Below are 13,912 nucleotides of genomic sequence, written 5' to 3'. Positions count from 1 at the left end.
CCGCCCCCTCCGACGGGCACATCCCCGGAACCGGCAGAACCGGGTCGGGATCAGTGCGCGGCGAGGCGGGCGCGGAGCGCGTCGGCGACGGCCCGCTCACTGCGCTGCTCGGTGGCGTACGCCAGCCGTGCCGCCTCCTCGGCGCTGGCCAGCGCCTCGGCCGGGCGGCCGCAGGCGGCGAACGCCTCGGCCAGCACCATCCGCGCGATGACCTGGCTGCGCACGTCCTCGGCCGGGGCCGACACCGCCCGCTGCGCCCAGTCCAGCGCCTGCTCGCGCTGGCCGTGGGCGAGCAGCGCCGACGCGTACCGGGCCATGGTCTGGCGGCGGGAGAACAGCAGCGACGGGGTGTTGGCGGCGGTCGTGGCGACCGGAGCGAGCAGCCCCACCGCGGTCGCGGCGTCGCCGGCCGCGAGCCGGGCCATGGCGAGCAGCACCCGGGGCGCCACCTGGGCGGGGGCCTGCGGGTTGTGCGGCTCCACGGTGGTCAGCACCGACCGGGCCTCCCGTTCGGCCGTCCCGGCGTCGCCCATGTCCAGCGCCACGAAGCCGCGCAGCGTCCCGGCCATCCCGGTGAGCAGGGGGTGCGCGGTGCGGTCGGCGTACGCCAGGGCGTCGGTGAGCAGGTCGGCGGCGTGCTCCGGCTCGCCCAGCCCGCGCGCCACCACGCCGCGCACCACCAGCGCGAAGCCCTGCCCCCAGTCGTCGCCGACCTCGGCGAACTCCCGGTACGCCCGGCGTGCCGCCCGGTCCGCCTCGGCCAGCTCGCCCAGCTCGGCGGTGGCGTACGCCTCGACGGCGCGCAGCGTGCCCACCGCCCACGCCTCGCCGACCCGCTCGCCGAACGGCAGGAACACCTGCGCCATCCGGCACGCCTCGCGGAGCCGACCGGCGAGCAGCCGTGCGAACGCGGTGGTGCCACGCAGCCAGGCCCGGCCGTACGGGTCCTTCAGCTCGGCGAAGAGCCGGGCGGCCCGGCCGAGCACCGCGTCGGTGCCGGCGAAGTCGCCCCGGGTCGTGGTGACCCAGGCCAGGTTCTGCAACGACCAGGCCTGCCCGCGCGGGTCCTTCGCGGCGAGGCTGACCTGGTAGGAGGCCGCCAGGCGGCTGCTCGCCTGGCCCAGCCGGCCGGCGATGAAGTCGGCCATGCCGAGTCGGCGCATCGCCGAGGCGCGCATGGTCGGCAGGTTGGCCGCCGTGGCCACCTGCAACGCCTCCTGCCAGCTCCGCTCGGCCCGGGCGGCGTCACCCAGCGTCTGGTGGGCCTGCCCGGCCAACAGCAGGGCGCTGGTGCGGGTGGCCGCCGCGTCCCCGGCGTTCGCGGCGATCTTCTCGGCGAAGGCGAGCGCGTCGGCCGGGCGGCCGATCTGGAGCAGCGCGCGGGCGTGCACCACCCGGTCGGCCAGCGGCACCCCGTCGCGGGCCAGTTCGGCGGCGCGTTCGGCGTACTCGACGGCCATCGCCGGCTCCCCCGACCGCAGCGCGCGGCGGGCGGCCCGGCACAGCGCGGCCACGCCCAGCGGGGCCACCGCCCGGGCCGGCGAGTCCGGACGGAGCTTGACCGCGTCGGCGAGCGCGGCGGCCCGCTCGACGTGCTGGGCGACGAAGTCGTCCCGGGCGGAATCGGTGAAGCCGCCGGGTGGCGCGGTGGGGCCGTCGGCGCTCTCCGGGGCGGCCCAGCGGGCCAGCGCGGCGTGCCGCTCGGCCAGCTCGGCCTTGCTCACCCCGGCGTACGCGGCCTCGCGCATGAGCGGGGTGGCGAAGGCGAACCCGGTGCGGGTCCGGTGCAGCATGCGGCGTTGCAGCAGCTCCTCCACGGCCCGGTCCAGCTCGACCGCGGCCACCGCGGCCGGCCGGCCGTCCCGCCCGAGGCGCTGCTCGCGCAGCGCCTCCAGCGCACCGCCGGGCACGATGTCGCCGACCACCGCGGCGTCCCGCAGGACCGAGCGGGCGTCCGGCGGCAGGGCGTCGATACGCGCGGCGAGAACGGCGGCCAGGTCGCGGGAGAGCAGCCGGCTGCCCAGCGAGCCGGGCGCGAGCCGCCAGCCGACGTTGGCGTCCCGCCCCGGGCCGGCGGTCAGCGCCCCGCGCTCCATGAGCAGGGTGACCAGCTCGGCCAGGTAGAACGGGTTGCCCTGGGCGGTGGCGAGCAGCCGGTCGGCGTCGGCCGTGGACAGCTTGCCGCCGCTCAGATAGCTGGTGAGCAGCCGGGAGGCGTCGGCGCCGCGCAGCGGCGGCAGCGCGTGCACCTCGGCGTCCGCGACGCGGGTCAGCGCGCCGGCGGTCCGCACCAGCTCGGGCCGGCCGAGCAGCAGCACCAGCACCGGGCCGCTGAGCCGGTTGAGGGTCAGCGCGAGCGCCTTGATCGTCTCGGCGGTGGCGTCGTGCAGGTCGTCCACCACGATCACCAGCGGCGCCTCCAGGGCGAGCGCGCTGAGCAGCTCGGCGACCGCGTTGGGCACGGCCTCGGCGTCCGGCGGCGGGGCCGCGGCGTTCCACTCGCCGTTCTCGGTGGCGGCGGGGAGTTCGGCGTACCCGAGCAGGGCCAGGAGCTGGTCCACGGCGAGCGGGGGCAGGTCGCCGGGGAGCCGGCCGAGGCGCTGCCCGAGCCGGCGCAGCCGTTCCTCGACGGCGGGCCGGGTGAGCGCCGTGGCGGCGTCGTTGGGCAGGCCGACCGCCGCCCGGACCAGGTCGGCCAGGGGGGCGAGCCGGCGCCGCTCGCCGAACGCGGCGCAGCGGACGGAGAGCACGCGGGCGCCGGTGTGCGCGGCGTACCGGCCGGCGCCGACGTCGTAGCCGGCGGCGAGGCGTTCCACCTCGGCGGCGAACCGGGACTTGCCGATCCCCGCCTCGGCGGTCATCAGCAGCACCCGGGGCTCGCCCCGGTCGATCACCTCGGCGAGCCGGCCGGCGACCCGGCCGATCTCGGTCTCCCGGCCCACGAAGGGCGCCTCGTCGCCGAGGCCGGACCGGGTGCCCGGAGCGTCCAGCAGGCCCAGCAGCTCGTACGCCTCGACCGGCTCGCGCTTGCCCTTGAGCCGCAGCGGGCGCAGCGCCCGCCAGGAGGCGACGTGCCGGGTGGCGGCGGAGGTGCGCCCGCCGGCGTAGACCGCGCCGACGGCGGCGGCGTCGGCGAGCCGGGCGGCGGTGTTCACCGTGTCGCCGATGACCGTGTATTCGATCGCGGCCTGGATGCCGGCGATCACGTCGCCGGTGTTCAGGCCGACCCGAAGGCCGAGCGGCGCGCCGCCGCCCCGCTCGTCGTCGAGGACCCGGCGGACCGCCCGCTGCATGGAGAGCGCGGCCCGGACGGCGCGCTCGGCGTCGTCCTCGTGGGCCACCGGCGCGCCGAAGACCGCCATGATCCCGTCGCCGGTGAGCTTGTCGACGTGCCCGCCGAAGGTCTTGACCGCGCCCGCCAGGGCGGCCAGCACCCGGTCCGTGACGGCGCCGACCCGCTCCGGGTCGAGGTCCTCGGACCAGGAGGTGAAGTCGGAGAGGTCGCCGAAGAGCACGGTCACCACCCGCCGCTCGGCGGCGGGCAGCGTGGCGGCGGCCGGCAGGGCGGCCCCGCAGTTGTGGCAGAACCGCGCGCCGGGTACGGCGACGGTTCCACACACCGGGCAGGTCACGGCTGCTCCAACCCCGTACCCCCGGCGCCGGATTCCCGGGGGCTCACCCCGAGGTACTCCAACTGGGCCCGCACCGACCACTCGGCGGCCCACCACAGCGACCGGTCGACGTCCGCGTAGACCCGCTCGACGACCTCGGGCGCGGTGGTCGCGCCGGCGGCGACCGCCGCACGGACCTGGTCGAGCCGCGCCCGCCGGTGGGCCAGGTAGAACTCGGCCGCCACGCCGCAGTCGGCCAGCGCCGGGCCGTGGCCCGGCAACGCCGGGACCCCCCGGTACGTGGCGAGCAGCTCCAGGCTCGACAGGTAGTCGCCGAGGTGCCCGTCCGGGTGGGCGACCACGGTGGTGCCCCGCCCGAGGATGGTGTCGCCGGTGAGCACGACCCGCTCGTCGCCGTGCCCGACGAGGAAGCAGACCGAGTCGGCGGTGTGCCCGGGGGTCGTCAGCAGGCGGATGTCCAGGCCGGCGTCGAGCGCGGTGGCCGGGGTCAGCGGCGTGCCGCCGACGGTGTGCGCCGGGTCGGCGGCGAGGACGGGCACCCCGCCGAGCAGCTCGCTGAGCCGCGCCGCGCCCTCGGTGTGGTCGGCGTGCCCGTGGGTGATCAGCACGAAACCGACCGGGCCGTGCGCCGCGAGCGCGGCCAGGTGCTCCTCGTCGGCCGGGCCGGGGTCGACCACCACGGCGTGCTCGGCGCCCGGGGCGCGCAGCACCCAGGTGTTCGTGCCGTCCAGCGTCATCGGCCCCGGGTTCGGGGCACGCACCAGCGTCACCCACCCCGGCAGCTCGTCCGCGAGCGCCCCTGCGGCTCCGGTCACAGGCCCCATGGCAGCGATCGTACGACCCCGCCCGCCACTCCCCGCGATCTTGCCGTGCCGCCAGGGGTTATGTCCCCTTGCGGGTCGTCTGCCCCTCCGGCACCGGCAAGATCACGGGTACGCAGCGTCAGGCGACCTCGACGATGACCTCGACCTCGACGGGGGCGTCGAGGGGAAGCTCGGCGACGCCCACGGCGCTGCGGGCGTGCCGGCCGGCCTCGCCGAAGACGGCGCCGAACAGCTCGGAGGCGCCGTTGACCACGCCGGGCTGGCCGGTGAAGCCGGGCGCGCTGGCCACGAAGCCGGTCAGCTTCACGATCTTGACGACGTTCTCCAGCCCGACCAGCGAGTCGATCGCGGCGAGCGCGTTCAGCGCGCACCGCTGCGCCAGGTCCTTCGCCTGCTCGGCGGAGACGCCGTTGCCGACCTTGCCGCTGGCGAGCAGCTTGCCCTCGGCGATCGGGAGCTGGCCCGAGACGTAGACGTGCTGCCCGGACTGGACGGCCGGCACATAGCTGGCCAGCGGCGACGCCACCTCGGGCAGGGTCAGGCCGAGTTCCGCGAGCTTCGCGTGCGGTCCGTTACTCATGCCATGCCGTCCTTCGTTCGCGACTGCGGGGCTCGCAAACCCGGCTCACTCCTCGCGCTCACGGCCTCAGCCCTTCGGACGCTTCAGGTAGGCGACGAGCTGCTCCGGATTCGGGCCGGGAACCACGGAGACCAGCTCCCAGCCGTCCTCGCCCCAGTTGTCGAGGATCTGCTTGGTCGCGTGGACCAGCAACGGGACCGTGGCGTATTCCCACTTCTGCATCGGGTGAAGGCTCCCTTGCCTGGCATGGACTGCGGTCAGGCACAGCCTACGGTCCGCCGCCGTTACGGGGACGCGGGACGCTGCTCGGGCGTACCGGGGGGCTCGCCGCAGGGGCCCTCGTGCTCGTACCGCTGGGGGCACCGGCTGCGGTCGGGCAGCAGCAGGTCGCAGAAGACCCGGTGCCGGTTGTTCTGGTCGTCGGCCGTGGAGACCGTGGTCTCGCCGGCGTCCAGCTCGCCGAGGAAGCCCAGCGAGGTGGCCACGGTGCCGGCGAGCGCGGTGGCCGCCGCCAGGTCGGGGACCCGGACCGGCAGGTGGATGACGTAGCCGGGCTCCTCCTCGTCGCGGCCCCGACCGGCCGGCCGGGCCAGGGCGCGCACCACCTCGGTCGGCGGGCGGTAGGACCGCTCGTTGAACGGCGCTCCCGCGCCGGGCCCCTCGGCGTCGCCGGGCCCTCCCGCCCGCTCGCCGGGGAACTGGGCTCGGGGAATGTTCTCCGCGTCGCGCATCCGCTGCCTCCGGGCCTCGTACCTGTTCACCGTCACCACCATCCGGCTCGGAACCCGTCGCCGGTCCGGCCCCCGCGTCGCGACGAACGTAGGACCTGGGAAGAGTCCCGGCAACGGGACGCGCACAACCGGTCACCTCCAGTCACATATGCGACACATTCCCTCATCCGGGAGAGCGGCGGCAAGCACCCGTCCGGCGCGGCGCGGCACGGCGTACGCGGGGCTGGCAAGCCGTCCGCCGACCGCTACCCTTCCGGTCTGGGTGAGCGCCCGTGCTCACCCGCCACGCTCGATCACGTGTCCGTCGCCTGGGGCGGCGTCGGCGCGCCGCACCCCGGGGGAACGACATGACCCAACCGCCCATCGGTGGCGCCGCCGGCTCGCCCGGAGGTCCCGCCCACCAGGAACCGCCCGCCGGCGCCACGCCGGCACCCGGCGCCCTGCCGACGCCCGGCTCCCCGCCCTACCCGCAGCCGGCGGCCCCGAAGAAGCGGCGCGGCCTGCTCATCGCCTCCATCGTGCTGGCCGCGGCGATCCTGCTCTGCGGCGGTGGCGGCACGGCCGCGTTCCTCACCCTGCGCCAGGCCGAGGACGGCCAGGGCGCCAAGGAGCCGACGGTCGCGGTGGACGGCTTCCTCACCGCGGTCTACAAGGACCGGGACGCCCGCGCGGCGGCCACCTTCGTCTGCTCGGCGTCCCGCGACGACGAGAAGATCGCCGCCAAGGTCGCCGAGGTGCAGAAGTACGCCGGGCAGTACCAGAGCGCGCGGTTCCGCTGGACCACCCCGAAGGTCGACAACCAGACCGGGGACCGGGCGACGGTCAGCACCAGGGTCACCATGACGACGGCCGACGAGAAGACGGCCGACCAGGAACTGCGTTTCACCGTGGTGCGGAAGACGGGTTGGTGGGTCTGCGAGGTCGCCTGACGGCGGCGGCTGGATAGGCTCGACGGGTGGCAGCGACTGAGCAGCCGGCCGAGTCCGCCGGCAGATGGCCGGCCCGCCTGCACGTGGTGACCGGCAAGGGCGGCACGGGCAAGACCAGCGTGGCGGCGGCGCTGGCCCTCGGGCTGGCCGCCGGCGGCCGGCGCACCCTGCTGGTCGAGGTCGAGGGGCGGCAGGGCATCGCCCAGCTCTTCGGCACCGATCCGCTGCCCTACGAGGAGCGGCACCTGACCGACGCGCCGGGCGGCGGCGAGGTGCGTGCCCTGGCGGTCGACGCCGAGGAGGCGCTCCTCGAATACCTGGACATGTTCTACAAGCTCGGCGCGGCCGGCCGCGCGCTGCGCAAGCTCGGCGCCATCGACTTCGCCACCACCATCGCCCCGGGCCTGCGGGACGTGCTGCTCACCGGCAAGGTCAAGGAGGCGACCACCCGGACGACCGGGCAACGCCGGGCGTACGACGCGGTGGTGCTGGACGCGCCGCCGACCGGGCGGATCGGCCGCTTCCTCAACGTCACCGCGGAGACCGCCCGGCTGGCCAAGATGGGCCCGATCAAGACCCAGAGCGAGGGGGTCTCGGCGCTGCTCCGTTCGCCGATGACCGCGGTGCACGTGGTCACGCTGCTGGAGGAGATGCCGGTCCAGGAGACCGTCGACGCCATCGCCGAGCTGACCAAGCTCGGCTTCCCGGTCGGCCGGGTGATCGTCAACGGAGCCCGGCCCCCGGTGCCGGCCGACCGGCCGGTGACCGCCGCCGAGCTGAAGCGCGGGCTGGCCGCCGCCGGCCTGCCGACCGACGCCCGGACCGTGTCCGGCCTCGCCGCGGAGGCCCGTGACCAGCAGGTACGCCGGGAGCTGGAGGACTCGCTCCGCGCCGACCTCGTCGAGCTGGGCCTGCCCCTGACCGAGCTTCCACTGCTGCCCGCCGGGGTCGACCGGGCGGGGCTGGAGACGCTGGCCGAGACGCTCGTCCGGGCGGATTGACTCACACCTGCGGCCGGCACGGAGCAGAGAGACCCTCGAGACCGATACGCTCGATTGGTGCCTTCCGAAGACGCGGCGCCACCGCTGGACGTCGACCAGATCCTCGCCGATCCGGGCGTACGGATCGTGGTCTGCTGCGGGGCGGGCGGAGTGGGCAAGACGACCACCGCGGCGGCGCTGGCGCTGCGGGCGGCCGAGCGGCACGGCCGGCGGACGGTGGTGCTCACCATCGACCCGGCCCGCCGGCTGGCCCAGTCGCTCGGCCTCACCGAGCTGGACAACACCCCACGCCAGGTCAAGGGGATCGACGTCGAGTCCAGCGGCGGCCAGTTGCACGCCATGATGCTCGACATGAAGCGCACCTTCGACGACGTGGTGCTCCAGCACACCGACCCGGCGAAGGCGGCGGAGATCTTCGCCAACCCGTTCTACCAGGCCATGAGCTCCACCTTCGCGGGCACGCAGGAATACATGGCGATGGAGAAGCTGGGTCAGCTGCACGCCCGGGGCGAGTGGGACCTCATCGTGGTGGACACCCCGCCGTCCCGCTCGGCGCTCGACTTCCTGGACGCGCCGGCACGGCTCTCCCGCTTCCTCGACGGGCGGATGCTGCGGCTGCTGCTCGCACCGGCCCGCAGCGGCGGGCGGAGCATGTTCAGCCTGGTGACGGCCAGCTTCGGGATGTTCTCGAAGGTGGTGCAGAAGGTGGTCGGCGCGCAGCTGCTCACCGACCTGTCCGGCTTCGTGGCCGCGCTGGACTCCATGTTCGGCGGGTTCCGGCAGCGGGCCGAGCAGACGTACCGCATCCTCCAGGCCCGGGAGACGGCGTTCCTGCTGGTCGCGGCGCCGGAGCCGGACGCCGTCCGCGAGGCCGCCTACTTCGCCGGCCGGCTGGGCGCCGAGCGGATGCCGCTCGCCGGCCTGGTGCTCAACCGGGTGCACCGGCCGGCGGTGCCGGACCTGTCCGCGGCGGACAGTCTGGCCGCGGCCGAGCGGCTGGCGGGTGCGGGCGGGCACGAGCGCACCGCCGAGGTGCTGCGGGCGCACGCCACGCTCGCCGAGCAGGCGGCACGCGAGGAGCGGGTGGCGGCCCGGTTCACCGAGGCGTTCCCGGCGGTGCCGGCGGTGTCGGTGACGGCGCAGCCCGCCGACGTGCACGACGTCGACGGGCTGCGGACGATCGGCGAGGCGATCAGCCGGCACTGAGCGGCGCGACCGACCGGCGCGTCGGTCAGTTGGCCGTGGTCACGAGGACCTTGTCCCGACCGGCCTTCTCCTTGGCGTTCTTCTTCATGGCCGCCTCGAACATCTTGCGCCAGCTGGTGACCTGCGGATGGCGCCGCAGCAGCGCCCGGCGCTCGCGTTCGGTCATGCCACCCCACACACCGAACTCGATCCGGTTGTCGAGCGCGTCGGCCAGGCACTCGTACCGAACTGGGCAGCTCCGGCAGATCCTCTTCGCCACGTTCTGTTCGGCGCCCTGTACGAACAACGCGTCCGGGTCCCCGTTCTGACACGCCGCCAGTGACGGCCAGTCAGTGATCATGCCCATCTGTACACGTCCCCCCTTGCTGTACCTACCGACTTCGCGCGACCAGCCGTCGAATTTCCCCCCGGTCGTCCGGGCCGGCCTCCCCAGGGCGGCGCGGACGACGTGTGGCTGCTGTCGCCGCCACCATCATGCTGTGTAGTCGCCTGATTACGCAACGTTGTCGGCGAAATCCATCATTCCGGACACTCCCGGCTTCCCGGGCTTTCGCCCGCCGTCTACCCCGCCGGGGTAGGTGAAAACGCTGCGCCACTCCTCCGTTCGGAGGAGACTTCTGCCAGGTTTCACGCAACCACGCACCGGGGTTCGTGCGTTTAGCACAACGAGGCCGGCGCGCGCAGGAAATGGGGAAACTTCCCCGCGCGCCCCTCGTTCCCTACTCGCGTACCCTGTCGAGGTGACCTGGATGCGGAAACGTGACCACAACGTGCTGACCAACGCCGCATCGCTACTCATCTGTGGCCTGTTGGCCGGCGTGGTGGTCGCCGCGGCGGCCTTCCCCGCGGTGGCGATGTCCGGACTTGCCGCCAAGGCGGGGGCCGAAACCTTCGGCGCGCTCCCCACCGAACTGACGGTGGCCCGGGCCCCGCAGATCACCTACCTGCTGGCCTCCGACGGTAGGACGCCGCTGGCCACTATGTACGACGAGAACCGGCGCGACGTGAAGCTCAAGGACATCGCGCCGATCATGCAGAAGGCCATCATCGCGGCCGAGGACCACGACTTCTACAAGCACAACGGCGTGGACCTCAACGGTGTGGCCCGGGCGTTCGTCAACAACCAGTCCGGGACGAACTCGCGGCAGGGCGCGTCGACGCTCACCATGCAGTACGTCCGGCTCGCCATCTCCTACTCGGCCACCCACCCGGCCGACGTGGTGGCCGCGACCGAGGACACCAGCGCCCGCAAGCTCCGCGAGATGCGCTACGCGCTCCAGATCGACAAGGAGCTCTCCAAGGACGAGATCCTGGAGCGCTACCTGAACATCGCCGCCTTCGGCAACGGCGCGTACGGCATCTACGCCGCCAGCCAGGTCTACTTCAACAAGCCGCCGAGCAAGCTCGACATCCAGGAGTCGGCGATGCTCGCCGGCCTGGTGAAGGCGCCCACCGCGTTCGACCCCACCACCACGGCCGGCTACCCGGACGCGGTCGGCCGGCGCGACTACGTCATCGACAACATGGTGCAGACCGGCGCCATCACCAAGGAGCAGGCCGACCAGGCCAAGCAGATCAAGCTCAAGGTGGCGAAGAAGCGCACGCCGAACGGCTGCGTCGCCACCAACACCCGCTCCTGGGGCTTCTTCTGCGACTACTTCTACCGCTGGTGGCTGCAGCAGGAGACCTTCGGCGCCACCTCCTACGACCGGGAGCGGCGGCTGAAGAGCGGTGGCTACACCATCACCACCTCGCTCGACGTGCAGGCGCAGAAGGGCGCGGACAAGGCGGTCCGCAACCAACTGAAGGAGGACGCGACGGCCGCCCGGATGGTGGCCGCCGTCGAGCCGGGCAGCGGGCGGGTCCGCGCCATCGCGGTCAACCGGAACTTCAAGCTCGACGACCCGGACCACCCGCAGAACAAGATCTCCAGCGACCCGAAGAAGGCCAAGAAGAAGATCCGGGGCAGCCGCCCGAACACGGTCAACCCGCTGGTCAGCGGCGGCGGCGGCATCACCGGCTACCAGGCCGGCTCGACGTTCAAGATCTTCACGCTGGTGGCGGCCCTGGAGAAGGGCTACCCGCTCAGCTACACCATCAACGCGCAGCACCAGTTCAAGTCGGAATACATTATCGACTCCGGCAACCCGGCCGCCTGCAAGGGCACGCACTTCTACTGCCCGCAGAACGCCGGGAAGTCGATGGCGGGCGTGCACAACATGTGGAGCGCCTTCGGCGCCTCGGTCAACACCTTCTTCGTCGAACTCCAGCAGCGGGTCGGCGCGGAGAACGTGGTGAAGGCCGCCGAGAAGCTGGGCATCACCTTCCGCGCCTCCAACGACGCCAAGTTCGCCTCGAACAAGGACGCCGCGCACCAGTGGGGCGCGTTCACCCTGGGCGTCTCGCAGACCACTCCGCTGGAGCTGGCCAACGCGTACGCCACCCTGGCGGCCGACGGGAAATACTGCGAGCCGATCCCGGTCCAGGAGATCCGGGGCCCGGACGGCGAGAAGCTGGACATCGCCAACCCGCGCTGCGAGCAGCGGATCAGCACGCAGGTGGCCCGGGCCGCCGTGGACGCGGCGCGCTGCCCGGTGGGTGACCGCTCGTCGACCTCGAAGTGCAAGAACGGCACCGCGGGCAACGTCCGCGGCATCGTCGACGCCCCGGTGGCCGGCAAGTCCGGCACCACCGACGGGGACAAGACCTCCGCCCTGGTCGCCATGACCAGGCAGTACGCGGTGGCCGGCATCGAGGCCGACCCGGACTGGCCGCAGACCAACCAGCGGATGAAGCACAACGAGGTGGCCTGGGGCATCAACCCGGCGGTCTACCAGACGCTCCGCGACGCCATGAGGGGCAAGGAGCGGATGAACTTCACCCCGCCGAGCGGGAAGATCATCGAGGGCGACCAGCGCTCGATCCCCGGGGTGAAGTGCGAGTCCGTCGAAACCGCCAAGTCGCGGCTGCGCGGCGCGGGCTTCGAGCCGGTGGTCTCCGACGGCAAGGTCCCGTCGGAGTGCCCGGTGGGCACCGCGGCCGGCACCAGCCCGGACGGGCGCACCATCAAGGGCGGCGTGGTGATGATCGAGGTGAGCGCCGGCGGTGGCCAGCCGAAGCCCGGCACCAGCACCGGCCCCGGCGGGCCGGCGGTCCCACCGCCGCCCAACCAGGGCCGCCCGGGCCGACCGCGCGGCTGACCCGAGCAACGCCAGCGGGCGGGCACCCCACCGGGTGCCCGCCCGCTTCGTCGTCGAAGGGGTGCGGTCAGAGACCGAGCTGGCGGCGGACCTCCGCGGCGACCCGGCCACCCTCGGCCCGACCCGCCACCGCGGCCTGCGCCGCCTTCATGGCCGGGCCCATCTGCGCCTTGCCGGTGAAGCCGCCCGCGGCGAGCGCCCCCGAGACCAGCTCGGCCAGCTCGCCGTCGGAGAGCTGCTTCGGCAGGTAGCGCTCCAGCACCTCACCCTCGGCGGTCTCCTTGCCGGCCTGCTCCGCGCGACCCGCGTCCGCGAAGGCGGTCGCCGCCTCGCGGCGCTTCTTCGCCTCCTTGGTCAGCACCGCCAGCACCTCGTCGTCACTCAGCTCGCGCTTCTCCCGGCCGGCGACCTCGGCGTTGCCCACGGCCGCGAGGGCCATCCGCAGCGTGGAGGTGGTCAGCTCGTCGCGCGCCTTGAGGGCGGCGCGCATGTCGGCGGTGAGGCGGTCCTTCAGCGTGCTCATGGACGGTCAAACTACCCTGAACGCCATGCGAAAGCGCACACTATTCCGGCTCACGGCCGGCACCGTCGCCGCCGGGGCGGCCACCCTGGCGTACGCGTCGCTCATCGAGCGCAACATGTTCACCCTGCGCCGGTACGACGTACCGGTGCTCCCGACCGACGCCGAGCCGCTGCGCGTACTGCACCTGTCGGACCTGCACATGATGCCCGACCAGCGGCGCAAGCAGGACTGGGTGGCCTCGCTGGCCGCCCTCGACCCCGATCTCGTGGTGGTCACCGGGGACAACATGGCCCACCCGGAGGCCGTGCCGGGCGTGCTGCGCGCCCTGCAGCCGCTGCTCGACCTGCCCGGCGCCTTCGTCTTCGGCTCCAACGACTACACCGGGCCGGTCCTGAAGAACCCGTTCACCTACTTCCTGCCGGACCGGGAGTACACCGAGGGCGTGCCGCTGCCGTACGAGGAGCTGCGCGACGTCTTCACCGGCGCCGGCTGGGTGGACCTCAACAACGCGCGGACCACCCTGAAGGCCGGGGGCCGGGAGATCGAACTGGCCGGCGTGGACGACCCGCACATCGAGCGGGACGACTGGGCGGCCGTGGAAGGGCCGGTCAGCACGGGCGCGGCGCTCTCCATCGCCCTGGCCCACTCCCCGGAGCCGGCCGTGCTGGACCGGATGGCCGCCGACGGCTTCGGGCTCCTGCTCGCCGGGCACACCCACGGTGGACAGGTCTGCGTGCCCGGCTACGGCGCGCTGGTCACCAACTGCGGGTTGCCCCGGTCGATGGCGCGCGGGCTGCACCGCTGGCCCGGCTCCGACTCCTGGCTGCACGTCTCGGCCGGCCTGGGCACCCATCCCACCGCGCCGGTGCGCTTCGCCTGCCCACCCGAGGCGACCATCCTGACCCTGATCCCCCGCTGACCGCACCGGCTCGCAGATCTTGGTGGGAAACGGCCCCTTGAGGGGCCGGTAGCTACCAAGATCTGGGCCTGGGTCGGCGCGGGGGGTACGGAGTTTGACCATCGGAGCGGGTGGGCTACTATTTGTCGGCACGCCTCGGGGTGTGGCGCAGCTTGGTAGCGCGCTTCGTTCGGGACGAAGAGGTCGTCGGTTCGAATCCGGCCACCCCGACCAGAGGTAAGAGGCCGTATCCGGTTCACCGGGTGCGGCCTCTCTGCTTTGCGATCCCACCGGACACTGTGCCGGGGCTCACGGCAGCCCGTAGCCGAACCGGCGCCGGATCGCAAGCGTCTCGCCACGGGCAGTTGATCCGTCTTCCTGGCAAGGT

At 73.7% G+C, this 13,912-nt stretch carries 12 protein-coding genes and 1 tRNA gene; 6 read left to right on the top strand and 7 right to left on the bottom strand.

The features are described from left to right. Positions 1-50: 50 nt before the first annotated feature. The 5 genes from F8274_RS11810 to F8274_RS11790 all read right to left on the bottom strand — a co-directional run bounded on the left by F8274_RS11810 (position 51) and on the right by F8274_RS11790 (position 5,767). A complete protein-coding gene (locus F8274_RS11810) occupies positions 51-3,632 on the bottom strand; it encodes an adenylate/guanylate cyclase domain-containing protein (RefSeq protein ID WP_151462341.1) in 3,582 nt (1,193 codons plus the stop codon). Further along, positions 3,629-4,456, bottom strand: a complete 828-nt coding sequence (locus F8274_RS11805; RefSeq protein WP_151462340.1) for an MBL fold metallo-hydrolase — start codon at positions 4,454-4,456, stop codon at positions 3,629-3,631. Before F8274_RS11805 ends, F8274_RS11810 begins: the two co-directional genes overlap by 4 nt. 118 nt (positions 4,457-4,574) lie before the next feature. Continuing rightward, on the bottom strand, positions 4,575-5,036 hold the full coding sequence (locus F8274_RS11800; RefSeq protein WP_151462339.1) for a RidA family protein: 462 nt from the start codon (positions 5,034-5,036) through the stop codon (positions 4,575-4,577). Between the two features lie 66 nt (positions 5,037-5,102). Then, a complete protein-coding gene (locus F8274_RS11795) occupies positions 5,103-5,258 on the bottom strand; it encodes a DUF4177 domain-containing protein (RefSeq protein ID WP_013289021.1) in 156 nt (51 codons plus the stop codon). Between the two features lie 62 nt (positions 5,259-5,320). Then, on the bottom strand, positions 5,321-5,767 hold the full coding sequence (locus F8274_RS11790) for a hypothetical protein (RefSeq protein ID WP_151462344.1): 447 nt from the start codon (positions 5,765-5,767) through the stop codon (positions 5,321-5,323). Between the two features lie 347 nt (positions 5,768-6,114). Here F8274_RS11790 and F8274_RS11785 point away from each other — a divergent pair, with 347 nt between their 5' ends. The 3 genes from F8274_RS11785 to F8274_RS11775 are packed head-to-tail and all read left to right on the top strand — an operon-like array spanning position 6,115 to position 8,903. Further along, positions 6,115-6,696, top strand: coding sequence for a hypothetical protein (locus tag F8274_RS11785; RefSeq protein ID WP_151462338.1), 582 nt, complete (start codon positions 6,115-6,117; stop codon positions 6,694-6,696). Positions 6,697-6,722: 26 nt separating this feature from the next. Continuing rightward, on the top strand, positions 6,723-7,697 hold the full coding sequence (locus tag F8274_RS11780; RefSeq protein WP_151462337.1) for an ArsA-related P-loop ATPase: 975 nt from the start codon (positions 6,723-6,725) through the stop codon (positions 7,695-7,697). A gap of 54 nt (positions 7,698-7,751) precedes the next feature. Beyond that, positions 7,752-8,903, top strand: a complete 1,152-nt coding sequence (locus F8274_RS11775; protein ID WP_192579795.1) for an ArsA-related P-loop ATPase — start codon at positions 7,752-7,754, stop codon at positions 8,901-8,903. A gap of 25 nt (positions 8,904-8,928) precedes the next feature. Here the strand turns inward: F8274_RS11775 and F8274_RS11770 are convergent, their stop codons facing one another. Then, positions 8,929-9,249 carry a WhiB family transcriptional regulator gene (locus F8274_RS11770; RefSeq protein WP_091266889.1) on the bottom strand — a complete coding sequence of 107 codons (321 nt, stop codon included), beginning with the start codon at positions 9,247-9,249 and terminating at the stop codon, positions 8,929-8,931. Between the two features lie 403 nt (positions 9,250-9,652). On the opposite strand from F8274_RS11770, the gene F8274_RS11765 reads away from it, so the two are divergent. Further along, the gene (locus tag F8274_RS11765; RefSeq protein WP_151462335.1) at positions 9,653-12,103 is read left to right on the top strand and encodes a transglycosylase domain-containing protein; all 2,451 of its coding nucleotides are present in this window, start codon (positions 9,653-9,655) and stop codon (positions 12,101-12,103) included. A 67-nt stretch (positions 12,104-12,170) separates the two neighbouring features. Here F8274_RS11765 and F8274_RS11760 read toward each other — a convergent pair whose 3' ends face one another. After that, on the bottom strand, positions 12,171-12,626 hold the full coding sequence (locus F8274_RS11760) for a GatB/YqeY domain-containing protein (protein WP_151462334.1): 456 nt from the start codon (positions 12,624-12,626) through the stop codon (positions 12,171-12,173). A gap of 25 nt (positions 12,627-12,651) precedes the next feature. Between F8274_RS11760 and F8274_RS11755 the strand changes: the two genes are divergently transcribed. Together F8274_RS11755 and F8274_RS11750 are read left to right on the top strand one after the other, a co-directional pair. Continuing rightward, positions 12,652-13,545, top strand: a complete 894-nt coding sequence (locus F8274_RS11755) for a metallophosphoesterase (RefSeq protein WP_151462333.1) — start codon at positions 12,652-12,654, stop codon at positions 13,543-13,545. Positions 13,546-13,681: 136 nt separating this feature from the next. Then, positions 13,682-13,758: transfer RNA gene (locus F8274_RS11750), tRNA-Pro, on the top strand. The last annotated feature ends 154 nt before the right edge of the window (positions 13,759-13,912 follow it).

It is taken from the genome of Micromonospora sp. AMSO31t (assembly GCF_008868175.1).
GTDB lineage: Bacteria > Actinomycetota > Actinomycetes > Mycobacteriales > Micromonosporaceae > Micromonospora.
This window is presented reverse-complemented; position numbering and strand designations above follow the sequence as displayed.